The organism is Rhizobium sp. SG570 (genome assembly GCF_012275345.1).
Lineage (GTDB): Bacteria > Pseudomonadota > Alphaproteobacteria > Rhizobiales > Rhizobiaceae > Rhizobium > Rhizobium lusitanum.
In genome coordinates, this window is the sequence record NZ_JAAZQI010000033.1 from 1 (window position 1) to 24,423 (window position 24,423).

Below are 24,423 nucleotides of genomic sequence, written 5' to 3' on the forward strand. Positions count from 1 at the left end.
AGATGCTGGCCTCCACTCCAGCCAACATCTTGAATCACAAATCAACCAAAAACGGAATCCCTTCCCGATTCAGCTAAAAGCAGAAACGCTCTAGCCGCTTTTGCCGGTCCTTCCTTCCCGTAAGCGCCGTTCGCGAGCCGTCGCGATCGCCCTGTCGATGATCAGCTTTGGAGCCTGCGGATCGTCGAAAACCATATCGATCTCGATGACGCGGCAACGCTCAAGCAGCTCGTCGGCGCGGCCGTGATGACCGATCAGGCGAACGTAATCCTTTGATGTCGTGACGATCTGGAGGCCTTCGCGCGCTGCGATATCGAGAATATCCGCAACCTCGTCCTCGCCCGGATGCTCATGATCTCCGAAAGTGCGGCGAATGGCGATATTCGCCCCGAGCGTCTCGACCGTGCGGAAGAATTTGCCGGGGTCGGCGATGCCGGCGAAAGCGAGCACATTGCGGCCGCGCAGATCCTCCTGGCCGCGCACCTTGACGGAGGCGGCGAAGAAGGGTTTTCCGGCCCGCGCGGCAAGCCGAACGATGCGATCGGCGGCATTGCCATCGCCGACCTTTAACAAAGCGGATGCATAGAGAAGCTGCGTGCGCAGCGGCGCGCGCACCGGACCGCCGGGAACGAGATGGCCATTGCCGATGCCTCTGCCGGCATCGATCACCACCAGTGCATAATCGATTGCTAGCTGCGCGCTCTGGAAACCGTCATCCATGATGATGAGATCCGCGCCTTCACGCACAAGCCGCTCCGCGCCCTCGGCACGGCGACGGGCAATCACCGTCAGCGCCTCGCGGGCAAGCAGCAGCGGCTCATCGCCGACAGCCGTGGCATGGTGATGTTCGGGATCGACCACTGTGGTAACATCGAGAGAGCCGCCATAGCCCCGGCTGAGGAACCCGGGCTTCATGCCCTTGGCTTTCGCAGCCTGAGCCAGAGCGAGCGCCGTCGGCGTCTTGCCGGCCCCGCCGACCGTGAAGTTGCCGACGCAAATGACCGGCACCGGCACGGATGCTCGTTTGCCGTTCACCATGCGGTGTCCGGCAATGCGGCCATAGAGGAAGGAAAAGGGTGAGAGCCCCCAGGCACGCCAATCCGGTTTTCGCCACCAGAAAGGTGGTGCTTCCGATACCATATTTCTAATCCAGCCTCGCCCCTGCGCCTTCAGCAAAGCGGCAGAAAAGGGCAGATCGGGTGAAAAAGCAAGCCTTTGGCAAGATCACGCCAATTGAGCAACCGGCATGAGCAGGCTCTCCAGTTCGGTAATGTCGTTGAGGCAATAGTCGGATGCGGCTGTCAGCGTCTCGCGCGAGCCGGTTCCCGTCAGCACGCCGACGGTCAGCCCCACGCCGGCGTTGCGCCCCATGTGAAGATCGTGATTGTTGTCGCCGACGACAGCGACCTGTACTGGCGAAAGACCGGTTGCCGCATAGAAGCCGAGCACCATGCCCGGCTCCGGCTTGGTGCCGAAACCGCTGTCGTAGCCGGCGATGTAATCGAGATAGTCGATGAAACCGAAGCGGCGGGCGGTCTGGCGAATGGAGCGCTCGTTATCGCTGGAGGCGACCCCGAGCTTATAGCCCCGTTCATGCAACCGACGGAAGAAGCCGGCGAGATCGGTGACGGGCGAGGAAAAATCCGCCGCATGCGCAAAGAGTGCGTCGAGCCTTTCTATCAGCTCCGATAGGTCCATCTTCGAGCCGGCCGCCACAAGACCTTCGGAAATCTGGCGCGTGTTGCCGGCCGCCAGCAGACTGTCCGGCACGATATGGCCTGTCTTGGGATCCATGCCACATGCGGAAAGCAGATGATCCGCGAGGACGGCATCATCATGCGCGGCAATTCGGGCAAGCTCGCGATTGACCGGCAACCAGCTCGCGTCATAGTCGAGCAGCGTGCCGTCCTTGTCGAAAAGAAGCCCCGCAATCGCTCCCAGCTTGACCGCCGCCATGCCGTTCCTTTCCTAGCCGTTCGCCATCGTCTTCGGCAGCAGCCGCGCCTTCACCGTAAGCGGATTGATATAGGGCTCGAGCCCCTTGATCGTTGCTGCCAGTGCGCCGCGCATCTCATGCACGGCCACGAAACCGGCATCGATCATGCCGCGCCGCGCCGTGTCGTTGGTCAGCAAATAATGAACGCCGCGAGCCAGCATCTCGGTGTCGCGCACCATGCGGGCACTGCCGCGACGGGCAAGCACCTGATAGGCATCGCGGAAATTCTGGACATGGCCGCCGGTCAGGATCGCGCAGCCGAGCATGGCCGGCTCCAGTGGATTCTGGCCGCCCTCGTTGAACAGCGATTTGCCCATGAAGGCAACTTCGGTCATGCGCAGATAAAGGCCCATCTCGCCGATCGTATCGCCAAGGAAAACATCCACGTCGGATGACAATATATCGTTGCGAGTGCGGCGCGCCACCTTCAGCCCCTGTTCCACGAGCATCGCCTCGATCGCATCGCAGCGCTCGGGATGGCGTGGCACGATAATGGTGAGCTGGCCGTTATGCTCCTTCAGCATCTTGTGGACGGAGGCTGCAGCGGCCTCCTCGCCCTCGAAAGTCGAAACCGCAGCCCAGGTCTTGCGGCCGCCGATCTGCTTCATGTAGCCGGCAAGCGTTGACGCATCGTGGGACGGCGCGTCGGTATCCACCTTGAGATTGCCCGATCTGGTCACCTGCACGGCGCCGAGATCGCGGAAGCGCTCTCCATCGAGATCGGACTGGGCAACGACCAAAGCGAGATTTTCGAACAGCGCTTCGGCAAGCGAGGGATGCTTGCTCCAGCGGGCGTAGGAGCGGTCCGACATGCGGGCATTGACGAGGATCTGCGGGATGCGCCGGCGACCAAGCTCGGTGATGGTGGTCGGCCAGATCTCGGATTCGGCGAAAATCGCGCAATCGGGCTGCCAATAATCGAGGAAACGTCGTATCGCCGGCTTCAGATCGAGGGGCACATATTGATGGATGACCTCCTCGCCGAGACGCTCATGCGCCACCTTTGCCGAGGTGATCGTGCCGGTCGTCAGAATGACGTGGATGTCGCGACGACGGATTTCGCGGATCAGCGGGATGACCGCCGAGGTCTCGCCGACGCTTGCGGCATGGAACCAGATCAGCGGCCCTTGCGGGCGGTTGGCGCTCGCATAGCCGGAACGCTCCAGTTTGCGGGAACCATCTTCCTTACCCTTCGCGGCACGAACCGCAAGGTAAGGCCCGATGAACGGATAGACAGCGATCCCGCCAAAACGATAGGCGCTCAAGGCAAAGCGCGCCCTGAGGCTGCTCATCTCGATCGACTCCTATCCCAGCTGATCATCATCGATGCCAAATCCCAATTATCAAACGGCCGAATAAACGGCCGATTTTTCGTTCCTATTGTGTCAAAGATACTGTTTCACAGTCGGATTTAAAGCGATAACGCCTCATCGGAGGGAAATATCAAATGCAAATTTCGGTATGAAACGACCTCAAGATCCCGCTTTTTCCTGCGGATCGAGCAGACGATGCAAATGGACGATGAAATAACGCATATGGGCGTTGTCGACAGTTTGCTGCGCCTTGGATTTCCACGCCGTCAAGGCACTCGCATAATCGGGATACATGCCGACGATATCGAGTTCGTTGAGGTTGCGGAACTGGACCTCTTCGAGGTTTTCCAATTCACCACCGAAGACTAGGTGCAGGAGCTGCTTTTTGCCGCTGGTATCAGTCATTTTCGTCTCTTTCTACTGTCGTCCCCCTCCGCCCTTCATCTGCGGGATTTTGACCAAAAGGTCAACTGTCTCGTCGGTGCGAAAGTTGACGGAGAAATTCAGGAAGCTGCGATGCCGGCGCGCCGCAAAGCTCGTCATGCGATACTTCGGCGCGATTGTAGCGCAGCGCATTGCCGGAGAGATCGACGAGCGCGCCGCCGGCCCGCTCCAGAATGAGGTCGGCGGCTGCCAGATCCCAGTCGTGGGAATTGCGCTTGACGAGCGTCGCTTCCAGGCGGCCGTCCGCAACCATGGCAAGGCGATAGGCAAGCGAGGGGATGTGTTTCACCCGTTCGACCGTCTTGCGGAAATCCGGATCGAAGCCCGTGAGCATATCTTCGCCGGTCGCCAGCCGATGAGGATCGTCGCCCAACCTTTGCGAGACATGGATCGGTTTGCCGTTCTTCGACGCCTCGCCTCCGGCTGTCGCCACGAACAGCTCATCCAGGGACGGCGCGTACAGAACCCCCGCCACCGGGCGACCATCCGTGACGACGGCGACGCTGACGCACCACAAGTCCGATCCGGCGAGGAAGCCCCTGGTGCCGTCGATCGGATCGACGACGAAGACGGTTTGATGCGACAGCCGATCGGCGTCGTCATCGGTCTCCTCCGAGAGCCAGCCATAGCCGGGGCGCGCCGAACGCAGGATAGCGGCAAGGCTTTCATTGGCGGCAAAATCGGCGGCGCTCACCGGAGAGAGGCCACCATTCTTCCACCAGACCTCCGGCGATTGCCGGAAGAAACCGAGAGCGATCCTGCCTGCCTCGAGCGCGGCCTCGACAATCAGGTCCACATCGCTCAGCCGGCCGGCCTTCTGGCTATCGCGCATTCACAGATTCCAATCTCTACTTACTCCTCAGCGTCCTGCCAGCGTCATGCCTTCGATGGCGAGCGTCGGGGCGGCGACGCCGAAATCGCGGTCGATGTCGTTGGCCTGCGTCACGCGCATGAACATGTCCTTCAGATTGGAGGCGATCGTCACCTCCGAAACCGGGAAGGTCAACTCCCCGTTCTCGATCCAGAAGCCTGTGGCGCCGCGGCTGTACTCGCCGGTGATCATGTTGACGCCCTGACCGATAAGTTCGGTGACGTAGAAACCTGTTCCGACACTGCGGATCAGCTCCTCCGGGGATATATCGCCCGGTTCCAGCGCCAGATTGGTGGAGGACGGGGATACCGCCGTGCCGCCGCGAACGCCGCGGCCGTTGGTCTTGAGACCACCGCCGATCTCGCGCGCAGCTGACGTGGAAAGGAACCAGGATTTCAGCACGCCATCCTCGATCATGACCAGCCGCTTGCCGGAGACGCCCTCGCCGTCGAAGGGCCGAGAAGCCGGGCCGCGCACGACCAGCGGATCGTCCGTGATCGAAAGCCCGGCCTTCAAGACCTGCTGGCCCATCTTGTCACGCAGGAAGCTGGTCTTGCGGGCAACGGAGGCGCCGTTGATCGCGCCGGCGATATGGCCGACGAAGCCGCGCGCGACGCGCGGATCGAACACGACGGTGACGTTCTTATCCGTGGGAACCTGGCGCGGATTGATGCGCTTGACGACACGATCGCCAGCGCGGCGCCCGATCTCCTCGGCCGTGTCCAGCTCGGCGAAATAGAGACGGCTGTCGAAATCATAGTCGCGTTCCATGCCGGTGCCTTCACCGGCAATGACGCTGACGGAGCGGCCGAAGCGCGATCCCATATAGTGGCCGGCAAAGCCATGTGAGGTGACGAGAACCAGGCCGCCCATGCCGGCGGACGCAGACCCACCCACGGAATTGCTGACGCCGGGCACGGCGAGCGCCGCCGCTTCGGTCGCAAGCGCTGCTTCCCGCAATTCGGCGGAGGAAACCTCTGTGGGATCGAAGAGTTCGAGATCGGGGTAGCTCTTGGCAAGGTCGCCTTCGTCGGCAAGGCAGGCAAAGGGATCTTCCGGCGACACCTTTGCCATTGCCACGGCGCGGTCGGCAAGCGCCTGCAGATCGAAACCGGGATTGGCGGAAACGCTGGCGACACGGTTGCCGACGAAGACCCTCAGCGAGAAATCATCGCTTTCGGAGGACTCGGTGCCCTCCACCTGGCCGAGGCGAACGCTGACGGACTGGGCTCGCGATCGCACGACGACGGCATCGGCCGCATCCGCCCCGGCTTTCCGGGCAAGGTCGATCAACTGGCTGGCACGGGAAAGCAGAGCGGCGGAATCGATTTCTGAAGACATGATTTGGCCTTTCATTCGCGTTCCATTTATTGTGCACTACATAAAGCATCAAGGGCGGCCGAGCCGATTCTTGTTCTAATCTCTTCACGCATGGCTGTTTATCGCAGTCATGTGTTGCAACACCGCCTGCCCTACGGAAAGAAACAGACGATGTCCGCCCCCAATAGCCTTTTCACCGAAACCCTGATGCTGCTCGGAGGCGCCGTCGTCACGGCGCCGATTTTCAAGAAACTGGGGCTGGGCACAGTGCTTGGCTATCTGGCAGCCGGCGTGGTGATCGGCCCGATCCTGCACGGCATCGGCGACAGCGAAGCGGTGCTCGCCGTCGCGGAGCTGGGTGTCGTCTTCCTGTTGTTCATCATCGGCCTCGAACTGAAGCCGTCTCGGCTTTGGCAGATGCGGCGCGATATTTTCGGTCTCGGCTCCGCGCAGGTGATCCTCAGCGGACTGGCGCTGACGCTCGCCGCCTATCTCGCCAATATTGCCGGCTGGCAGGGCAGCATCATCATCGGCTTCGGCCTCGCCCTCTCCTCTACGGCCTTCGCGATGCAGATCCTGGAGCAGCAGGGCGACGTCAACACGAAGTACGGCCAGCGCTCCTTCTCCATGCTACTCCTGCAGGATCTGGCGATCGTGCCGCTTCTTGCGCTCGTCACCGTTCTCGACGGGCCGAAGGAGGCCACCAATCCCCTGCCTGACCTGGCGGTCGCCGTCGGCGCGGTGGCGGCGATGATCATCGCCGGTCGCTATCTGCTGACGCCGCTGTTCCAGGTGATCGCCCGCACCGGCGCGCGCGAGGCGATGATTGCCGCTGCCCTCCTGGTGGTCATGGGATCGGCGACCTTGATGCAGCTTGCCGGCCTCTCCATGGCAATGGGCGCTTTTCTCTCCGGCGTGATGCTGGCCGAATCCTCCTACCGTCATGAGCTGGAGGCGGATATCGAGCCCTTCCGCGGCGTGTTGCTCGCCATTTTCTTCATCGCGGTGGGCCTGTCGCTGAAACTCGACGTGATCGTCGACAACTGGGTGCTGATCCTGCTTGCCGTTCCCGTCGTCATGATCGTCAAGGCAATCGTGATTTACGCGCTCTGCCGTGTGGCCGGCTCGCCGCATAACGACGCCGTCCGCATCGCCGGTCTGCTGCCGCAAGGCGGCGAATTCGGCTTCGTGCTGTTCAGCGCGGCCAGCGCCAGCGGCGGCCTCTTCTCGGCCAGCACCGCATCGATGTTGATCGCCATCGTCACGTTGTCCATGGCACTGACGCCGCTCAGCGCGGCGCTTTCGAAACGCCTGATAACGGCGGACACGCAGGAGGAACTGGACGAGGATTTCGAGGGCGCCGGTTCCGATGTGCTGATGATCGGTTTTTCGCGTTTCGGCCAGATCGCCGCGCAGATCCTGCTCGCCAGCGGCCGGGACGTCACCGTCATCGACTTTTCCGCCGATCGTATCCGCCAGGCGTCGAGCTTCGGTTTCCGCATCTATTTTGGCGACGGCACCCGCAAGGAGGTGCTGCGCTCCGCCGGCATCGATCGCGCCAAGATCGTCGTCGTCAGCACGCATCTGCGCGAGGTTACCGACAAGATCGTCGAGCTCGTCCAGACGGACTATCCGCATGCGAGCCTCTTCGTTCGCTCCTATGACCGCATTCATTCGATCGAACTGCGTCACAAGGGCGTGGATTACGAGCTGCGCGAGACGTTGGAATCCGGTCTGCTCTTCGGCCGCCGCACGCTGGAGGCCCTCGGCGTCAGCGAAGCCGAGGCCTATGAGATCGGCGAGGATATCCGCAAGCGCGACGAGCAACGGCTCGTGCTGCAGGTGAGCGAGGGGCTGCAGGCGGGTACCGACATGCTCTATTCACGTCCTGTCAAGCCGGAACCGCTGGTCAAGCCGAAGCGCGCGGCCGAAGCGTATAGCGACGCTGACGATCTCGTGGCGCTGCCGCAGGAGGAGCCGGAGCGGGCTTAGTATCTTTTGACAGGATGTTGGCTCGGAATAGCGCCTAATTCTTCGCTGTTATCACCCGGTCGAGGGCGAATTTCAGCTCGTCCTTGACGCCGGCCGACATCGCGAGAATCTCGCGCGCCTTCAGGAAGTCAAGCACACCGGTGCGGCCGACAGCCGGCCGCAGGAAGATTTGCGGTGCCTGCAGGCGCAGTTTCAAGGCGATGTTGGACTGCATGGTCAGCTGGCCGGCACCGAACAGGCTTTCGATGCGGTTCGGAATATGCCTGCCATTGCCTTCCGGGCCGCCGACGACGTCGATGCCGATGATGATATCGGCAAGCCCGGCCAGATGCTCATAAGGAACGGGGTTCATGATGCCGCCGTCGATCATCACCCGTTCGCCGAGTTTGACCGGCATGAAAACGGCAGGGATAGCAGCGGATGCGGCGAGCACCGGAAAAAGTTCGCCCTTTTCGATCACCACCTCGGCCTGCTCGTAATAATCCGTCGTCACCACTTTCAGCGGTATGTGCAAATCCGCAAAATTCTCAGGAAAGGTGGTCGGCAGGAAAGTGCGCAGGATGCGTTCGAGATTGAACTGACCGAAGCGGATGCTGCGCATGTTTACCGGCCGCAAACTCCAGATCTTGTTGAGCACGGCGGGGCGATTGCCGACCGTTGCAAGGGTATGATCGCGGATTTCGGCGCCGCTCATGCCAACCGCCATGGCAGCGCCCATGATCGAGCCGATGGAAGCCCCGGCGATCGCAACGGGGCGAATGCCGAGTTCGTCCAGCGCCTCGATGATATGGATGTGGGCGAGACCCCGCGCGCCGCCACAGCCGAAGGCAACCGCCACGCTCGGCGTGCTGGAGACAGCAAGCGTATAGTCGCTGCCGACGAAATCAGCGTAGTCGCCCATCTTTCTCTCCTTCCCCCGTCAGGCCGCCTGTGGCTGATAACGGAAGAAATGCATCTTGCTGTCGCCGAAGGTCCGCTCCTCCAGAAACAGGAAATCCGACGGGACGGCAATCGTCACGTCTGCCCGCTCTTCGAGGATAGCCAGGGCGCCCGGCACGAGCCAGCCGCCATCTGCGGCGGCCGCAAAGGCCTTCTCGCCCATCCCCTTGCCATAGGGTGGATCGGCGAAGAGAAGATCGAAAGGTTCGAGGTTACCGACGCTGCCGAGATCCGTCGCATCGCGCCTCAGCATGCGCGTGCGGCCGTGCAGGCCAAGCGCATCGATATTTTCCCAGAGCAAGCCACGGCCCTCGACACTGCTTTCGACGAAAAGCACATGGCGGCAGCCACGGGATGCCGCTTCCAGCCCGACTGCGCCGGTGCCGGCGAAAATATCCATCATCCGCGTGCCGTCGATGGCTTCGGGATAGGCGTGGCTCAGAATATTGAACAGGCTCTCGCGCGTGCGATCCGCCGTCGGACGAATATCGTTCGACTTCGGCGTTGCAAGAGAGCGACCGCGAAACTCACCGCCGACGATCCTCACCGCGCGTCAACCCTTTCCGCCCTTGGGGCCGCCCCTACCAGGGCCGCCACGGCTCGGGCCGCTGCGACTTGGGCCGCTGCGACTTGGGCCACTGCGACTTGGGCCACCGGACGGACGGCCCGCGCCGCCGGGCTTGCCTGAGAAACCGCGCGAACCGCCAGGCTTTCCAGCCGGCTTGCCGCCGAAGGATTTGCCGCCGCCCGGCTTTTTGCCGAAGGGCTTGCCGGCCGGCCGGTCACCGAAAGAACGTTCGCCCTGCGGGCGATCACCAGCGGGTCGGTCGCCACGCGGCGGACGATCCCCAAATGGACGATCGCCGCGAGGACGTTCGGAACGCTGCTCGCCATCGAACGATCTTGCGCGCGGACGTTCCTCGCCCTCGGCGCGGGGCCGGCGGTCGTCACGGGGACGGTCGCTGAATGGCCTATCGCCACGGGGCTTGTCACCATAAGGGCGAGCACCGCGCGGCTTGTCGCCAAAGGGACGGTCGCCACGCGGCGGGCGATCCCCGACCGGGCGCTCACTACGGGGACGCTCGGAGCGGGCTTCGCCCTGGAAAGATTTCGCGCGGGGACGGTCACTACCCTCCGGCCGCGAGCCACGTTCGCCGCGGGGACGATCGCTGAACGTCCGCTCGCCACGGGGCTTGTCGCCAAAGGGACGGTCACCACGGGGCTTATCGCCGAAAGGACGGTCGCCACGGGGGCGATCTGAGCGCTTGCGATCGGAGCCTTCGTCATCGCCGCGCGACTTGCGCGGTGCTTCCTCGCTCGAACGGATCCATTCACCATCCGCCTCGTCGACGCGATTGACGCGAACGCGGGGGCCTTCGTCCGGACGGTCGAAACCGCTGCGTTGCGGACGCTCTGGCTCGCCGCGCTTGGCGGCGGTTCTGGTATTCTTGGCAGCTTTCGCAGCAGCCTTTTCGCCGAGCGGACGGGCGCCGGGCGCCATCCAGACATTGGCGCTGCGGCGCGACCCGAGCGGCTGGCGCTTCGGGCGGTCATCCTCCTTGCGGCCGCCTTCGCGGCGTCCCTCGTCGCGACGATCGTCGCGCTTAGTGTCGAGGCGGCTCAAGGCGCGCTCGCGCTTGTCCTCGGGACGCTCGCGGTCACGCCTCGGGCGCTCTTCCTTTGCGGCATGTGCTGCCGGCTTGGCCTCGGCCTCATCCTCGCCGGCAACCGCCGGGGCATTGTAGAGCGGCGCATCGAAATTCGCCTTGGCGTCTTCGACCAGACGCGGGCCGAGCTGATCGCGCAGCGTGCGGCCGCGCACTTCCAATACGCGACCCTCCGGCAGATCGCCAAGCTGGAACGGGCCGTAGGAAATGCGGATCAGACGGTTGACCTCGAGGCCGAGCGCGCCGAGCACGTTCTTGATTTCGCGGTTCTTGCCTTCGCGCAGGCCCATGGTGATCCAGACGTTGGATCCTTGCGTGCGGTCGAGCGTCGCCTCGATCGAGCCGTAGAGCACGCCGTCGACGGCAATGCCTTCCTTCAGCTTGTCGAGCGCGTCCTGATCGATCTCGCCATGGGCGCGCACGCGGTAGCGACGCAGCCAGCCGGTGGTCGGCAGTTCCAGCACGCGGGCGAGCCCGCCGTCGTTGGTCAACAGCAGCAGGCCTTCGGTGTTGATGTCGAGACGGCCGATCGACATGACGCGTGGCAGTTCTTCGGGCAGGTTGTCGAAGACGGTCGGGCGCCCTTCCGGATCGGCATTGGTGGTCACCAGACCGGCCGGCTTATGGTAGAGCCACATGCGCGTGCGCTCGATGCCGCGGATCGGCATGCCGTCCACTTCGATCTTGTCCGTGAGGGTCACATTGACGACTGGCGTATCCAGCAGCACACCGTTCAGCCTGACGCGGCCGTCCATGATCATGCGCTCGATGTCGCGGCGCGAGGCCACGCCGGCGCGCGCCATCACCTTGGAAATGCGTTCCGCCTTTCCGTCTCCGGCTACTGTCTCATCCGTAGCGCGGGCTACCGCGGCCTTTACCGGCTTCGCGCCATCACGTTTTATCGTCTGCTTGTCGCCAGCAAAGGGTTTAGACCCAGGCCGCTTGGGCTTGTCATTCATTGTCATTTGTTGTTTGCCTGAATTTTTAAGGCGTGTTCCTATCAGGTCGCGCCCTTGCGGTTAAGTGGAAAATCTTGAATGGCGGCTACAAATCAATTCATGGAGCTTGCGCTGGCCGAAGCGCGCAGCGCCGGCGAACGTGGCGAAGTGCCGATCGGCGCTGTCCTCGTGCTTGACAACCGGGTTGTCGCCAAGGCCGGCAATCGTACCCGCGAGCTCAACGACGTCACCGCACACGCTGAAATCGTCGCCATTCGCCTGGCCTGCGAGGACCTGGGGCAAGAGCGTCTTGCGGGCGCCGATCTGTACGTCACGTTGGAGCCTTGCACCATGTGCGCCGCTGCGATTTCGTTTGCGCGCATCCGCCGCCTCTATTACGGCGCCGAGGATCCGAAGGGAGGCGGCGTCGACAATGGCGTACGCTTTTACCATCAGCCGACCTGCCATCACGCGCCGGAAGTCTACTCCGGTATCGGGGAAACAATATCTGCCGAGATCCTCAGAGGCTTCTTTCAACCGAAACGCTCCGAAGGCTGAAAAGCGGCGGCTTACAGCGCCGCGCGGCGCTGCAACACTTTAAAATACTGCATAATTTTCCATTAAATCGATTCCGATTTAGAGAATTATGCAGGACGGCCGCCCTGTGAACTGCTTACTGGAAGGGCTTCCACCAACTGCTGTTGTTGGTCTGCTGTGCGGCTTCGGCGTCCTTCTTGCGCTGCTTTTCCTTCTTCGACTCGGGCGTACCGACATCGTTGAGGGCAGTCGGATCGGAAACCTGACGATATTGCTGCGGCGGGTCGATCAGGTAGCGGCGCTGGTCGATATAGGTGCCGGCCTGATCCTGACGCGCGGCGCGATAGGCCGCCGTCTGCTGTGCTTCGGTCATGCGGTTTTTGGTACTGTCGGCCTGAGCCAGCGGCGAACGATAATTGACGTCGTTCTTTTTCTGGTCTGCTTCATCGGCAAGACGCTTGCGTGCGTCTTCAGGCGATTCCAGCCAGGCCGGATTGTCCTTGCTTGCCAGCGACTGCTGCGGCTGAGTCAGGTTGGCCTTGTCCTTATCGGGAGGAACGACCAGACCGGGGCGGTTCGGATATTTCACGCCCTTGTCCTTCGGCGTCGCGGCCGAAATGGAAGCGATATCGCCAAGATCGTCCAGAAGCTGCACACCTGCCGTCTTGTCGGTGCCGTAAGTCGGGCTGCTGAGGCAGCCAGACATCACGCCGCAGCCAATCACAAGTGCCGCCAAGCTGACGCCGACACGAACGCTATGCATCGCTCTCATGAAAACCCTTCCCAGCCATGCCGGAACAAAATGTAGCAGAACCCCATTCAACGGCAACTGCCGTAAAAATCAGGCCATTTTCAGGCAGCTTTTACCGGATGAACGCCGCAAAGGCAATTCACCCGGCAATTTTCTTCAGTTGACAGCCATCAATTCGCGCAGGGCCGCGGCGTCACGCGCCGAGACATCCGGGTATTGGGGATCGGAGCCCACATCGGTGGTGATGCGCCAGGAGCGCGCGCATTTGCGGCCTTCGGCAAGCTTCGGCACGACGCTGACCTTGGCGGCATCATCGAGACGGAAAGCATCCGCCGGGCCTTCACCACTCTCGATCGTGATGCCCGAAGTGATGCAGATTTCCGAGAAATCCTGTCCTTCAAGCACCTTCAGCAGCTCCGGATCGGCGACATAGACGGTCGGGGCGGCTTCCAGCGACGAGCCGATACGCTTGTCCTTGCGCTCGATTTCCAGCGCGCCGGTGACGACGCTGCGCACGGCACGGATCTTCTTCCACTTCTCGGCCAGGGCCTCGTTCTTCCATTCGACTGGTACGGCGACGAACTGTTCGAGATGGACTGATACCGCCGACGGATTGCGCGACAACCACGCCTCTTCCGTCGTGAACGGCAGCATCGGCGCCAGCCACGTCACCATGCAATCGAAGATAGTGCGGATGACAGCGAGCGACGCGCGGCGGCGCAGGCTCGACGGCGCGTCGCAATAGAGCGCATCCTTGCGAACATCGAAGTAGAAGGCCGAGAGCTCGACATTCGCGAAATCGATGAGGGCGCGGGCAATGCGCTTGAAGTCGAAGGCGTCGTAGCTTTCGCGCACCAGCTCGTCGAGCTCGGCGAGGCGATGCAGCATCAGCCGCTCCAGCTCCGGCATGTCGGCGTAAGCGATCACCTCGCCCGTGTCGTGCGCCAAGGTGCCGAGCATCCAGCGGATGGTGTTGCGCAGCTTGCGATAGGCATCGACATTGGTCTGGATGATGGCCTTGCCGAGACGCTGATCCTCCCAATAGTCCGTTGTCATGACCCAGAGGCGCAGGATATCGGCGCCAGCGTCCTTCATCACATCCTGCGGGGCGACGACGTTGCCGAGCGACTTCGACTGCTTGCGGCCCTGCTCGTCCATGGTGAAGCCATGCGTGACCACCGTGTCATAAGGCGCGCGGCCACGCGTCGCGGCACTTTCGAGCAGCGACGAATGGAACCAGCCGCGATGCTGGTCCGAGCCTTCGAGGTAGACGTCCGCCGGCCACTTGAGGTCCGGACGATCTTCCAGCGTGAACGTATGGGTCGAGCCCGAGTCGAACCAGACATCGAGGATATCCATGACCTGCGTCCAGGGCTCGTTGGCCTTCTCGCCAAGGAAGCGCTCGCGGGCGCCGTCTGCGAACCAGGCGTCAGCCCCCTCGCCTTCGAAGGCTTCGAGGATGCGAGCATTCACGCCGTCATCCTGCAGGATGTTGCCCTGCTCGTCGACGAAGATGCAGATTGGCACGCCCCAGGCGCGCTGGCGCGACAGAACCCAGTCCGGGCGCTGTTCGATCATGGCGCGCAGACGGTTCTGGCCGGCAGCAGGCACGAAGCGGGTATCGTCGATCGCCTTCAGCGCGCGCGACCGCAGCGTGGAGCCGTCCGCGAAGTCCTTGTCCATGTAGACGAACCATTGCGGTGTGTTGCGGAAGATCACCGGCTTCTTCGAGCGCCAGGAATGCGGATAGGAATGCTTCAGCCGTCCGCGCGCGAAGAGCGTGTTCGTCTCGATCAGCGCCTTGATGACGAGGTCGTTGGCATTGCCCTTCTTGCCGTTGTCGTCCATGACGCGGCCGCCTTCGAACCCGGGGGCATCGGCGGTGTAGAAGCCAGCGTCATCGACGGGGAACGGGATGGTGGACGAGATGCCGCGCGCTTCGAGCGCACGCGCATGTCCCGTCCACGCGTCGAAGTCCTCGCGGCCGTGGCTGGGTGCGGTATGCACAAAGCCGGTGCCCGCATCGTCGGTCACGTGATCGCCGTCCAGCAACGGCACCTTGAAGCCGTAGCCGAGCGAAGCCAGCGGATGCGCGCAGGTGAGCGCTGCCAGATCGTCTGCGGTGACATCGTTCAGGCGCTTGTATTGTAGCTTTGCCTTGGCGAAGGATTCCTCGGCAAGCTTGTCGGCAAAGACCAGCTTCTCGCCAGGGCGCGGCCCGAAATCATTGGCGGCTTCCGTCACTTCGTAGAGACCATAGGAAACGCGCTGGGAATAGGCGATCGCACGGTTGCCGGGGATCGTCCAGGGCGTCGTCGTCCAGATGACGACAAAGGTCCCGGCAAGCTCGGCCGGGCCTTCAACGACCGGGAACTTCACCCAGATCGTATCACTCTCGACATCCGCATATTCGACTTCGGCTTCAGCCAGCGCCGTGCGCTCGACCACCGACCACATGATCGGCTTGGAGCCACGATAAAGCTGCCCGCTGCGGGCGATCTTCAAGAGCTCACCGGCGATACGGGATTCCGCATGGAAATTCATGGTCAGATAAGGATTATCGAAATCGCCAACGATGCCGAGGCGCTTGAACTCCTCGGCCTGGATCTTGATCCAGCCGGCGGCAAAATCACGGCATTCCTGGCGAAACTCGTTCACCGGAACCTCGTCCTTGTTCTTGCCCTTCTCGCGGTATTTTTCCTCGATCTTCCACTCGATCGGCAGGCCGTGGCAGTCCCAGCCGGGAACGTAGTTGCTGTCATAGCCGCGCATCTGGAACGAGCGGGTGATGACATCCTTCAGGATCTTGTTGAGGGCATGGCCGATATGGATGTGGCCATTGGCGTAGGGCGGGCCGTCATGCAGCACGAACTTGTCGCGGCCGGCGGCGGAGGCGCGCAGCTTTTTGTAGAGATCCATGTCCTGCCAGCGGCTCACCAGCTCCGGCTCCTTCTGCGGCAGTCCAGCGCGCATCGGAAAGTCGGTTTCCGGCAGGTAAAGGGTCTTGGAATAATCCATCTTTTCAGCGGTATCGGTCATAGTTCTGACAATTGCCTCGGTGTCTCGGGCGTCTTGCGCCAAACAGGCGCAGCCATATGGGGATTTTTCGGCGGCGGAAAGCGCCTCGGGAACGGGCGCCAAGAACCCGGACCTCCCGGCAGCTTAAAGCGCGCGGAAGGCCGGGCCAATAATTCGTATCGATAAGCTCAGCCGAAATTGGGTCATGATCGCCGGTTCATAGGCGTTTTTTCCAAGGAAAGGAAGAGGAAACAATGCCGGCAGCGCACAGAAAGGCCGCGGACGTTTCCGCCCGCGGCCGACAGGATATTGCTTCGATCAGGCGTGTGCCGTCGCCCGCGCCGGCATGACCGCATTGAGGATCACCGACACAACGATATTTGCTGCCAGCGCCAGCAGCCCCGTATAGACGGTGAAGCTTGCGTCTCCGAGCGTGACTATGTGCAGCGGCTTCCAGCCGGCATCCCATACGAGGTAGGTGCCGCCGAAGAAGCCGACGAACCAGCCGGCAAGCAGAGCCGGCGCGCGGAACCACTTGGTATAGAGGCCGAAGACCAGGGCCGGCAGCGTCTGCAATATCCAGATGCCGCCCAAGAGCTGCAGATCGAGCGCGAATTGCGTCGGCAGGAAAATGATGACGAGAAGCGCACCGACCTTGACGACGAGCGAGGTCATCTTGGCGACCTTTGCCTCGCCGGCATCGGAAACCTGCGGATTGATGTAGGCCTTCCAGAAGTTGCGGGTGAAGAGGTTGGCGGCACCAATGCTCATCACGGCGGCGGGAACCAGCGCACCGATGGCGATGGCCGCAAAGGCAAAGCCGGCAAACCAGCTCGAGAACAGCGACTGGAACAGCGCCGGAACGACATCATTGGGGCTATCCAGCTTCAGATGTGCCGCGTGGCCCATATAGCCGAGCAGGGCCAACAGGCCGAGCAGCAGCGTATAGGCCGGCAGCAACACGGCATTCTTGCGGATGGTATTGCCGCTGTTGGAGGCGAAGATGCCGGTCAGCGTGTGCGGATACATGAAGGCCGCGAGCGCCGAGCCGAGCGCCAGCGTCGCATAGGCGACATACTGGTTGCCGCCGAGCAGCAGGCTGCCTGCCCCCTTGGCCTGGAAGTCCGCATCCGCGGCGGCAAAGACATTGGCGTAACCGCCGAGTTTCGCCGGGATGAGCGCGATGGCGGCAATGACAACGATGTAGATCATGATGTCCTTGACGAAGGCGATCAGCGCCGGGGCGCGAAGGCCGGCCGAATAGGTGTAGAGCGCCAGGATGATGAAGGCGACGGCGAGCGGCAGTTCGCCGTGAAGCCCCAGGGCCTTGAACACTGCCGTCATGCCGACGAGCTGCAAGGCGATATAGGGCATGGTGGCGATGACGCCGGTGAGCGCGACCGCCAATTCGAGCGCCCGCGAGCCGTATTGGCCGTGCACGACATCGCCGGCGGTGACGTAGCCGTGATCCTTTGCCCGCCTCCAGAGAAGCGGCATCACTATGAAGACGAAAGGATAGACGACGATGGTATAGGGCAGCGCGAAGAACCCATAGGCGCCGACCGTGTAGACCAGGGCCGGGACGGCGATCACGGTATAGGCCGTGTAGAAGTCGCCGCCCACGAGAAACCAGGTAATCCACGTGCCGAAGGTGCGGCCGCCAAGGCCCCATTCGTCAATATGGGCAAGGGTCTTCGGCCGGCGCCAGCGCGCGGCGACAAAGCCCATGACGGTCACGAGCGCCAAGAAGAAAATGAAGACGGCGAGTGCGGTCGGATCGATCTCAGTCGTCATGGCGCATGCTCCGATAGGCGATCCACGTCAGGACAGCGGTGATCGGCACCCAGGCCAGCTGATACCAATAGAAGAAGGGGAAACCGAGCAAGACCGGATCATGGCTGTTGTAGAAGGGGACCCAGAGCAAGCCGATATAGGGAATGACGAGCAGCCAGCAGGCCGCCGTTCCAAAGCGTTTATCCATTCGAATACCTTTCGGAGACTGGCGCGCCGACTCACGCCTCATCGCCGATAAGGATTAACGCATATGAAGGTTGGCTCAAGGCAAAAAAATGCTGCGGTGCGGCACGCTTCGCCCAGCCAACCCCTTGCATGATATCAGGAAAATGCGATGCAGCGATCGATTTCGCCAAGCGGTCGGACGCCGGCGAGCAGCGCCCTCGCCTCATCCTCGTCCTTCCTGATCTGCGCGACCAGCGCATCCAGGCCGTCGAACTTCAGTTCGGGGCGGAGATAGCCGAAGAAGGAAACCGAACAGATCTGGCCGTAGAGGTCGCCGCTGAAATCGAAGACATAGGTCTCGAGCAGCGGCGCGCCGTTGTCGGTGACCGTCGGACGGCGGCCGTAGCTCGCAACCGCGTCGCGGATGACGCCGTCCGCTGCACGGAACCGCACGGCATAGATACCGGCCTTCAGCGATATTTCCGGCGGAAGCTGCATATTGGCCGTGGGGAAACCGAGCGTGCGACCGAGCTTCTCGCCGCCGATGACAGGCGCTTCGACGGTATAGCGATATCCGAGCATGCCGGCGACCTGGCCCACGTCTCCCTCGGCCAACAGCGTGCGGATGCGGCTCGAGGAGATGACCTCGGTATTCTCGTCGCGAAAGGCGTCGATAAGCGTCACGCCGAAACCATTGTGGCTGCCGGCGTTCATCAGGAAGGCGGGGCCGCCCTGACGGTCGTGGCCGAAATGGAAATCGAAGCCGGTGACGACTTCCGAGGCGTGCAGCCAGTCGATGAGGATCGAATGGACGAATTCATCCGCCGAGCGCTGCGAAAAGGTCCGGTCGAACGGGTATTCGATGACGGCGTTGAAGCCGAGGGCTTCCAACAAGCGCGCCTTCAGCGGTGCCGGCGTCAGGCGGAAGACCGGCCGATCCGGCTTGAACACGGTGCGGGGATGCGGCTCGAAGGTCAGCACCAGAGCTGGAACGCCCCGCTCCCTGGCGATCTCCAGCGCCCGATCGAGGACCGACTGATGACCGCGATGCACACCGTCAAAATTGCCGATGGCGATGACCCCGCCCTTGAGATCGTCGGGAAGCGGGTCGCGGGTCTCGTTGCGATGGAAAACGGTCATCGTCTGCCACTCCGGTCAAGCAAGGCGCGGCATCCACCACTTCGGCGAGGCCTGCTCGCGCGCCAGGAAGGCGCCGAGGGCTGCTTCGTCGGTGTGACCGTCGACGACGTATTCGCGGGCGTGGATGCCATGGCTGATGTAAAGAAGATCGAGGCCGTAATCGAGCGCGCCGCGCACGTCGGTCGGCATGCCGTCGCCGATGGCGACGACGCGCGACAGCGGGAATTCACTTCGCACCTCGCGGGCTGCCGCAATCGCGGCTTCGTAGATCGGCTGATGCGGCTTGCCGGCGATCCGCGTCTGCCCGCCGAGCCGCTCGTAATAGGCGGCCATGGCGCCGGCGCACGGGATCATCCGGTGGCCGCGCTCGACCACGAGGTCTGGATTGGCGCAGATGAGCGGCACCTTGCGGGCAGCCCAAGCCGTCAGCATGTCGGTATAATCGTCAGGCGTTTCGGTCTCGTCGTCGAAGAAGCCGGTGCAGACGATGCTTTCGGCTTCGCCCGCCTCGACACGCTGCACGTCGAGCCCTTCGAGGATGCCGATGTCACGCTCCGGCCCCAGCAGGAACACTTTTTTCGGACCCTCGGCGATCAGGCTGCGGGTGACATCGCCCGATGTGACGATGCGGTCATAGGCACTGTCGGGAACACCGATCACGCGCAGCTGCTCGACCACCCTCGGAGCGACGCGCGGGGAATTGGTGATGAGCACGACGGTCAGACCCTGGCTGCGGGCCGCTTCCAGCGCGATGGACGCTTCCTTGTAACCGGAGACGCCGTTATGCAGCACGCCCCACACATCGCAGAGCGCAACATCATAAAGTCCGCCGATCTCGCGAAAGCTTCCGATACGTTTGCCCATGCGGTCCTCGCGTCAAATAAATCACGGGCTGACATCGCAAACCGGCCGGCAAATTACAAGAGCGATACGCAGGTTTTTGCGCCGCACAGGGCTCAAGCGGCAAGCCGGAGCAGGGAACCCGCCACGGCAGAAACGCTAAGCACGGTGGCAACGCCGGCGCGCTGACGGAAAACCAGGACGGCCGCGAGGACGAAGAGCAACAGCGCCGAAATATCAAGGGTGCCCCAATTCGGCCACGCGATACCAGCGATCGGTACATTGGCGAAATCGTCGCCGTCAATCCTGACGGGGTGACTGAACAGCACCAGCCGATCGACATTCGCAAACAGCACATGCAGCCCGAACCAAACCGAAAGGTTGGTCATGACGCCGACGATGGCCGCCGTGATGGCGGCAAGCGCGCCCGAAAGACCCGAATGGCCGCGCAATTTTTCGATGTAAGGCGCACCGGCGAAAATGAAGAGGAAGCTCGGCGCAAATGTCGCCCAGGCCGCGAGGCTCGCTCCGAGAAAACCGCCAAACAGAGGATCGAAGCCGAAGGGATTGCGAAATCCCGCCATGAAGCCGACGAAGCACAAAACCAATACGAGGGGCCCAGGAGTCGTCTCGGCAAGTGCGAGACCATCCAGCATTTCGCCCGGCTTCAGCCAGGCATAATGCTGTACCGCCGTCTGCGCGACATAAGCCAGAACAGCATAGGCGCCGCCGAAGGTGACGATCGCCATGCGTGAGAAAAAGGAGAAAATGGCGCCGAATACGCTTGTTTCACCGCTGAGCGCCTCGGAGACGACATCCTGTGGACCGTGGAGAGCATGCACCAACAACAGTGGCGCCTGCCAGATCAATACCCAAAGCAGGATCGTCAGGACGGACGCCTTCGCTTGAGCGCCTCCGAGCCATCCGAAGCGGCTGGTTGGCGCCGTCAGGCGCGGCAATCGTGGTCGCCACCGTTCGTCACGCCAGGCTCGATGGAGGACCCGCCCATATCCGGTAAGGCCGGCCAGCAGCACGACCATGGGAAAGGGCAGATCGAAGATGAAGAGAAGGACGAAGCTGGCAATCGCTATCGCCACATGGAAGCGGCTCTTGAGGGCACGGCCGCTCAGCCGCATCAGCGCCTGCAAGACGATCGCCAGCACGCCCGCCTTGATGCCGAAGAAGATCATGGCAAGCAGGCTGGTGTCATGGAAAATGGCGTAGAAAGCCGAAAGCGCCAGAATGACGACAAAGCCCGGCAGGATGAACAGCAGACCGGCAATCAAACCGCCGCGCCAGCCATGCAGCAGCCAGCCGATGTAAGTCGCAAGCTGCTGTGCCTCCGGGCCTGGCAAGAGCATGCAGTAGCTCAAGGCATGCAGGAAGCGCTCCTCATCGACCCAACGCCTCTCGTCGACGATCATGCGATGCATGAGGGCGATCTGCCCGGCCGGGCCGCCAAAGCTCAAGGCGCCGACGCGCGCCCACACGCGTGTGGCTTCGCTGAGGGACGGGCTCGCAACCAGATCGTCAGCCAAAACGGTTTCGCTCACGATCTTCTTGCTCCATGCGATACCCAATCATGCTTTTCCTGGGTCGCGTCTCGCGACCAGCGATAAAGCGCGTCATAACACAACATGCCTGCATCCAACTGTTCGATATCGTCAGCAAACATGCGCGACAGGCCGAGCGAAACGGCAAGCAAGCCAGCCGCCTGCGGTTCAAGATCGAGCCGGTTGGTATCGGCGCCCCTGATGATGCGGGAAAGATGGTGAAGTGCCGGGAGGTCGAGCCGGAATTCTCTCACCATGGTATCGAAAGTGCATTCCTCCTCGCGGTGGCTCCAGAATACCCCCTCCACATCGAAGGGTGTCGCGCCGAAGCGTTCGGCGACGCCGTCGACTTCCTGAGCCGTCACGAAGAGAAACGAAGCGCCGGGATCAACGAAGCGGCGGATCAGCCAGGGACATGCGATACGATCGATCTTCGGCCGGGCGCGGGTTACCCACACGGTTGCACCGGACGCGTTGGCATCGGGCAGGATCGAAACCGGGATCAACGGCAATCCTGCCGCCCGCCAGGCGTCGAGACCGCCGTCGAGGATTTCCGCCGCGGCACCAGCCAGCCGCAGCCAGGCGGCGACGCCTTCGCTGAGCTTGCCGCCGTGCTGACAGAGGCAAACGACATTCCGGTTGTGAAATTCGGCGGCCCAAGCCTGAACATCCTTGTAATCCCGGCGGCGCGAGGCCGGCACCAGACAGGGATCGGCGTCGAAATCCTCGACGCTGCGAACGTCGAGTATCGCGGGCGCTTTCGGCGTGCCCAGCAGACGAAGAAGCTTTTCGGGGGTGATGGCGCTGAACGAAGTCATGTTACGTCCCTTCCAAAAGAGATGGACGCGAAACTCCGGCATGACGCCTCGTGGGGTATCCGCAAACCCCATGCCCAGGATTTTCCGGCAAAACCGGCAGCAAGTCAATGAAGAGCGGTTTGAAAAAATTCACGGGCACGTTCTTGACTCGTTTGCTAGCCACCCCTAAATCACCGTCGCTAGCACTCGCCAATGCTGAGTGCTAACGCAGCCCATACGGATCCCCCGCTGATCCGTGAATGTCATTTGATCGAGGGATTAGACAATGGCAAGCACCAATTTCCGCCCCCTTCATGACCGCGTCGTCGTTCGTCGCGTCGAGTCCGAAGCAAAGACCAAGGGTGGTATCATCATTCCCGATACCGCCAAGGAAAAGCCGCAGGAAGGCGAAATCGTCGCCGTCGGCTCCGGCGTTCGCGATGACTCCGGCAAGATCGTCCCGCTCGACGTCAAGGCCGGCGACCGCATCCTGTTCGGCAAGTGGTCGGGCACCGAAGTCAAGCTTGACGGCGAAGACCTTCTCATCATGAAGGAAGCCGACATCATGGGCATCATCGGCTAATCCAGCCGGTTTCCCCTTTTCCGATACAGCTGACGGGCCATAAACCCGGACAATGCGAATTCAGGAGTTTTTAGACATGGCAGCTAAAGAAGTAAAATTCGGCCGCAGCGCCCGCGAAAAGATGCTTCGTGGCGTCGATATTCTCGCCGACGCAGTCAAGGTAACGCTCGGCCCGAAGGGTCGTAACGTCGTTATCGACAAGTCCTTCGGCGCTCCGCGCATCACCAAGGACGGCGTCACGGTCGCCAAGGAAATCGAACTCGAAGACAAGTTCGAAAACATGGGCGCCCAGATGGTCCGCGAAGTTGCTTCGAAGACCAACGACATCGCCGGCGACGGCACCACGACCGCAACCGTTCTCGCCCAGGCCATCGTTCGCGAAGGTGCCAAGGCAGTTGCAGCCGGCATGAACCCGATGGACCTGAAGCGCGGTATCGATCTCGCCGTTTCAGAAGTCGTCAAGGATCTCCAGGCCAAGGCCAAGAAGATCAACACGTCGGAAGAAGTCGCACAGGTCGGCACGATCTCGGCAAACGGCGAAAAGCAGATCGGTCTCGATATTGCTGAAGCCATGCAGAAGGTCGGCAACGAAGGTGTCATCACGGTTGAAGAAGCCAAGACCGCCGAAACCGAACTCGAAGTCGTCGAAGGCATGCAGTTCGACCGTGGCTACCTCAGCCCCTACTTCGTGACCAACCCGGAAAAGATGATCGCCGATCTCGAAGACGCGTTCATCCTGCTGCACGAGAAGAAGCTCTCGAACCTGCAGGCCATGCTCCCGGTTCTCGAAGCCGTCGTTCAGACCGGCAAGCCGCTCCTCATCATCGCTGAAGACGTCGAAGGCGAAGCTCTTGCAACGCTCGTCGTCAACAAGCTGCGTGGCGGTCTGAAGATCGCTGCCGTCAAGGCTCCTGGCTTCGGCGATCGCCGCAAGGCCATGCTTGAAGACATCGCCATCCTCACGGGCGGCACTGTCATCTCCGAAGACCTCGGCATCAAGCTCGAGTCGGTCACCCTCGACATGCTCGGCCGTTCCAAGAAGGTTTCGATCTCCAAGGAAAACACCACGATCGTCGACGGCGCCGGCCAGAAGTCCGACATCGAAGGACGCGTTGCCCAGATCAAGGCTCAGATCGAAGAAACCTCTTCCGATTACGACCGCGAAAAGCTGCAAGAACGTCTTGCCAAGCTCGCTGGCGGCGTTGCCGTGATCCGCGTTGGCGGCTCGACGGAAGTTGAAGTGAAGGAAAAGAAGGACCGCATCGACGACGCTCTCAACGCGACGCGCGCTGCTGTTCAGGAAGGCATCGTACCGGGCGGTGGTATCGCTCTCCTGCGTTCCTCCACGAAGATCACCGCCAAGGGTGAGAACCAGGATCAGGAAGCCGGCGTCAACATCATTCGTCGTGCGCTGCAGGCGTTGGTTCGCCAGATCGCTGAAAACGCTGGTGACGAAGCTTCGATCGTTGTCGGCAAGGTTCTCGACAAGAACGAAGACAACTACGGCTACAACGCTCAGACGTCTGAATATGGCGACATGATCGCCATGGGCATCGTCGACCCGGTCAAGGTTGTCCGCACGGCTCTGCAGAACGCAGCTTCTGTTGCTTCGCTGCTGATCACCACCGAAGCCATGATCGCCGAACTGCCGAAGAAGGACGCTCCGGCTATGCCTGGCGGCATGGGCGGCATGGGTGGAATGGACATGATGTGATAGGGCTTTAGCCTTATTATGACTGTTCAATCCGGCATCCGGAATTGACGA

21 protein-coding genes are annotated in these 24,423 nt (G+C 61.9%); 4 read left to right on the forward strand and 17 right to left on the reverse strand.

The features are described 5' to 3' along the window. Positions 1 to 90 precede the first annotated feature (90 nt). The 6 genes from lpxK to FHT28_RS34060 form a co-directional block, all read right to left on the reverse strand. Positions 91 to 1,140, reverse strand: coding sequence for a tetraacyldisaccharide 4'-kinase (gene lpxK, locus FHT28_RS34035; protein WP_047640425.1), 1,050 nt, complete (start codon positions 1,138 to 1,140; stop codon positions 91 to 93). Between the two features lie 84 nt (positions 1,141 to 1,224). Then, a complete protein-coding gene (locus FHT28_RS34040; RefSeq protein ID WP_037200839.1) occupies positions 1,225 to 1,956 on the reverse strand; it encodes an HAD family hydrolase in 732 nt (243 codons plus the stop codon). Positions 1,957 to 1,968: 12 nt separating this feature from the next. Continuing rightward, on the reverse strand, positions 1,969 to 3,288 hold the full coding sequence (waaA, locus tag FHT28_RS34045) for a lipid IV(A) 3-deoxy-D-manno-octulosonic acid transferase (RefSeq protein WP_168598666.1): 1,320 nt from the start codon (positions 3,286 to 3,288) through the stop codon (positions 1,969 to 1,971). Between the two features lie 180 nt (positions 3,289 to 3,468). Continuing rightward, positions 3,469 to 3,714: a DUF4170 domain-containing protein gene (locus FHT28_RS34050; RefSeq protein WP_037200836.1), complete on the reverse strand. Its 246-nt coding sequence runs from the start codon at positions 3,712 to 3,714 to the stop codon at positions 3,469 to 3,471. Between the two features lie 61 nt (positions 3,715 to 3,775). Continuing rightward, entirely contained in the window at positions 3,776 to 4,585 is an 810-nt protein-coding gene (locus tag FHT28_RS34055) for a 3'(2'),5'-bisphosphate nucleotidase CysQ (RefSeq protein ID WP_168598667.1), read from the reverse strand. A 27-nt stretch (positions 4,586 to 4,612) separates the two neighbouring features. After that, positions 4,613 to 5,965 (reverse strand): TldD/PmbA family protein, encoded by a 1,353-nt coding sequence (locus tag FHT28_RS34060; protein WP_168598668.1) that lies wholly within the window; start codon positions 5,963 to 5,965, stop codon positions 4,613 to 4,615. 150 nt (positions 5,966 to 6,115) lie between these two features. Between FHT28_RS34060 and FHT28_RS34065 the strand changes: the two genes are divergently transcribed. Continuing rightward, complete coding sequence (locus FHT28_RS34065) at positions 6,116 to 7,936, forward strand: monovalent cation:proton antiporter-2 (CPA2) family protein (protein ID WP_037200834.1); 1,821 nt, start codon at positions 6,116 to 6,118, stop codon at positions 7,934 to 7,936. A gap of 34 nt (positions 7,937 to 7,970) precedes the next feature. On the opposite strand, the gene FHT28_RS34070 is transcribed toward FHT28_RS34065, so the two are convergent. From FHT28_RS34070 to FHT28_RS34080, 3 genes are read right to left on the reverse strand one after another with little or no spacing between them, the layout of a single operon-like run. After that, complete coding sequence (locus FHT28_RS34070) at positions 7,971 to 8,837, reverse strand: patatin-like phospholipase family protein (protein WP_037200832.1); 867 nt, start codon at positions 8,835 to 8,837, stop codon at positions 7,971 to 7,973. An 18-nt stretch (positions 8,838 to 8,855) separates the two neighbouring features. Further along, the gene (gene rsmD, locus FHT28_RS34075) at positions 8,856 to 9,422 is read right to left on the reverse strand and encodes a 16S rRNA (guanine(966)-N(2))-methyltransferase RsmD (protein WP_168598669.1); all 567 of its coding nucleotides are present in this window, start codon (positions 9,420 to 9,422) and stop codon (positions 8,856 to 8,858) included. A 6-nt stretch (positions 9,423 to 9,428) separates the two neighbouring features. After that, on the reverse strand, positions 9,429 to 11,507 hold the full coding sequence (locus FHT28_RS34080; RefSeq protein WP_168598670.1) for a pseudouridine synthase: 2,079 nt from the start codon (positions 11,505 to 11,507) through the stop codon (positions 9,429 to 9,431). Positions 11,508 to 11,600: 93 nt separating this feature from the next. Between FHT28_RS34080 and FHT28_RS34085 the strand changes: the two genes are divergently transcribed. Then, positions 11,601 to 12,038, forward strand: coding sequence for a nucleoside deaminase (locus FHT28_RS34085; RefSeq protein ID WP_173411350.1), 438 nt, complete (start codon positions 11,601 to 11,603; stop codon positions 12,036 to 12,038). Between the two features lie 115 nt (positions 12,039 to 12,153). Here FHT28_RS34085 and FHT28_RS34090 read toward each other — a convergent pair whose 3' ends face one another. From FHT28_RS34090 to FHT28_RS34125, 8 genes are all read right to left on the reverse strand, one after another. Beyond that, positions 12,154 to 12,789 (reverse strand): hypothetical protein, encoded by a 636-nt coding sequence (locus FHT28_RS34090; RefSeq protein ID WP_037200826.1) that lies wholly within the window; start codon positions 12,787 to 12,789, stop codon positions 12,154 to 12,156. A gap of 135 nt (positions 12,790 to 12,924) precedes the next feature. Beyond that, positions 12,925 to 15,807 (reverse strand): isoleucine--tRNA ligase, encoded by a 2,883-nt coding sequence (ileS, locus tag FHT28_RS34095; RefSeq protein WP_168598671.1) that lies wholly within the window; start codon positions 15,805 to 15,807, stop codon positions 12,925 to 12,927. A 297-nt stretch (positions 15,808 to 16,104) separates the two neighbouring features. Further along, the gene (locus FHT28_RS34100; RefSeq protein ID WP_168598672.1) at positions 16,105 to 17,580 is read right to left on the reverse strand and encodes a sodium:solute symporter family protein; all 1,476 of its coding nucleotides are present in this window, start codon (positions 17,578 to 17,580) and stop codon (positions 16,105 to 16,107) included. After that, complete coding sequence (locus tag FHT28_RS34105) at positions 17,570 to 17,767, reverse strand: DUF3311 domain-containing protein (protein WP_034508488.1); 198 nt, start codon at positions 17,765 to 17,767, stop codon at positions 17,570 to 17,572. The genes FHT28_RS34100 and FHT28_RS34105 overlap by 11 nt, the downstream gene beginning before the upstream one ends. Positions 17,768 to 17,901: 134 nt before the next feature. Further along, complete coding sequence (locus FHT28_RS34110; protein ID WP_092572968.1) at positions 17,902 to 18,885, reverse strand: bifunctional riboflavin kinase/FAD synthetase; 984 nt, start codon at positions 18,883 to 18,885, stop codon at positions 17,902 to 17,904. Between the two features lie 15 nt (positions 18,886 to 18,900). After that, positions 18,901 to 19,749 (reverse strand): TIGR01459 family HAD-type hydrolase, encoded by an 849-nt coding sequence (locus tag FHT28_RS34115; protein ID WP_168598673.1) that lies wholly within the window; start codon positions 19,747 to 19,749, stop codon positions 18,901 to 18,903. Positions 19,750 to 19,841: 92 nt separating this feature from the next. Further along, positions 19,842 to 21,278, reverse strand: coding sequence for a chromate efflux transporter (gene chrA, locus FHT28_RS34120; RefSeq protein WP_168598674.1), 1,437 nt, complete (start codon positions 21,276 to 21,278; stop codon positions 19,842 to 19,844). Beyond that, a complete protein-coding gene (locus FHT28_RS34125) occupies positions 21,275 to 22,096 on the reverse strand; it encodes a sulfurtransferase/chromate resistance protein (RefSeq protein WP_168598675.1) in 822 nt (273 codons plus the stop codon). The genes chrA and FHT28_RS34125 overlap by 4 nt, the downstream gene beginning before the upstream one ends. A gap of 265 nt (positions 22,097 to 22,361) precedes the next feature. Between FHT28_RS34125 and groES the strand changes: the two genes are divergently transcribed. After that, positions 22,362 to 22,658, forward strand: coding sequence for a co-chaperone GroES (groES, locus tag FHT28_RS34130; RefSeq protein ID WP_034508496.1), 297 nt, complete (start codon positions 22,362 to 22,364; stop codon positions 22,656 to 22,658). 76 nt (positions 22,659 to 22,734) lie between these two features. Then, positions 22,735 to 24,372: a chaperonin GroEL gene (gene groL / locus FHT28_RS34135; protein ID WP_037200815.1), complete on the forward strand. Its 1,638-nt coding sequence runs from the start codon at positions 22,735 to 22,737 to the stop codon at positions 24,370 to 24,372. Positions 24,373 to 24,423: the final 51 nt, after the last annotated feature.

What these genes read in the sequence shown, in the direction of transcription:
- lpxK (WP_047640425.1), bottom strand. Translation starts at nt 1,140, where the DNA reads ATGGTATCGGAAGCACCACCTTTCTGGTGGCGAAAACCGGATTGGCGT.
- FHT28_RS34040 (WP_037200839.1), bottom strand. Translation starts at nt 1,956, where the DNA reads ATGGCGGCGGTCAAGCTGGGAGCGATTGCGGGGCTTCTTTTCGACAAG.
- waaA (WP_168598666.1), bottom strand. Translation starts at nt 3,288, where the DNA reads ATGAGCAGCCTCAGGGCGCGCTTTGCCTTGAGCGCCTATCGTTTTGGC.
- FHT28_RS34050 (WP_037200836.1), bottom strand. Translation starts at nt 3,714, where the DNA reads ATGACTGATACCAGCGGCAAAAAGCAGCTCCTGCACCTAGTCTTCGGT.
- FHT28_RS34055 (WP_168598667.1), bottom strand. Translation starts at nt 4,585, where the DNA reads ATGCGCGATAGCCAGAAGGCCGGCCGGCTGAGCGATGTGGACCTGATT.
- FHT28_RS34060 (WP_168598668.1), bottom strand. Translation starts at nt 5,965, where the DNA reads ATGTCTTCAGAAATCGATTCCGCCGCTCTGCTTTCCCGTGCCAGCCAG.
- FHT28_RS34065 (WP_037200834.1), top strand. Translation starts at nt 6,116, where the DNA reads ATGTCCGCCCCCAATAGCCTTTTCACCGAAACCCTGATGCTGCTCGGA.
- FHT28_RS34070 (WP_037200832.1), bottom strand. Translation starts at nt 8,837, where the DNA reads ATGGGCGACTACGCTGATTTCGTCGGCAGCGACTATACGCTTGCTGTC.
- FHT28_RS34080 (WP_168598670.1), bottom strand. Translation starts at nt 11,507, where the DNA reads ATGACAATGAATGACAAGCCCAAGCGGCCTGGGTCTAAACCCTTTGCT.
- FHT28_RS34085 (WP_173411350.1), top strand. Translation starts at nt 11,601, where the DNA reads ATGGAGCTTGCGCTGGCCGAAGCGCGCAGCGCCGGCGAACGTGGCGAA.
- FHT28_RS34090 (WP_037200826.1), bottom strand. Translation starts at nt 12,789, where the DNA reads ATGAGAGCGATGCATAGCGTTCGTGTCGGCGTCAGCTTGGCGGCACTT.
- ileS (WP_168598671.1), bottom strand. Translation starts at nt 15,807, where the DNA reads ATGACCGATACCGCTGAAAAGATGGATTATTCCAAGACCCTTTACCTG.
- FHT28_RS34100 (WP_168598672.1), bottom strand. Translation starts at nt 17,580, where the DNA reads ATGACGACTGAGATCGATCCGACCGCACTCGCCGTCTTCATTTTCTTC.
- FHT28_RS34105 (WP_034508488.1), bottom strand. Translation starts at nt 17,767, where the DNA reads ATGGATAAACGCTTTGGAACGGCGGCCTGCTGGCTGCTCGTCATTCCC.
- FHT28_RS34110 (WP_092572968.1), bottom strand. Translation starts at nt 18,885, where the DNA reads ATGACCGTTTTCCATCGCAACGAGACCCGCGACCCGCTTCCCGACGAT.
- FHT28_RS34115 (WP_168598673.1), bottom strand. Translation starts at nt 19,749, where the DNA reads ATGGGCAAACGTATCGGAAGCTTTCGCGAGATCGGCGGACTTTATGAT.
- FHT28_RS34125 (WP_168598675.1), bottom strand. Translation starts at nt 22,096, where the DNA reads ATGACTTCGTTCAGCGCCATCACCCCCGAAAAGCTTCTTCGTCTGCTG.
- groES (WP_034508496.1), top strand. Translation starts at nt 22,362, where the DNA reads ATGGCAAGCACCAATTTCCGCCCCCTTCATGACCGCGTCGTCGTTCGT.
- groL (WP_037200815.1), top strand. Translation starts at nt 22,735, where the DNA reads ATGGCAGCTAAAGAAGTAAAATTCGGCCGCAGCGCCCGCGAAAAGATG.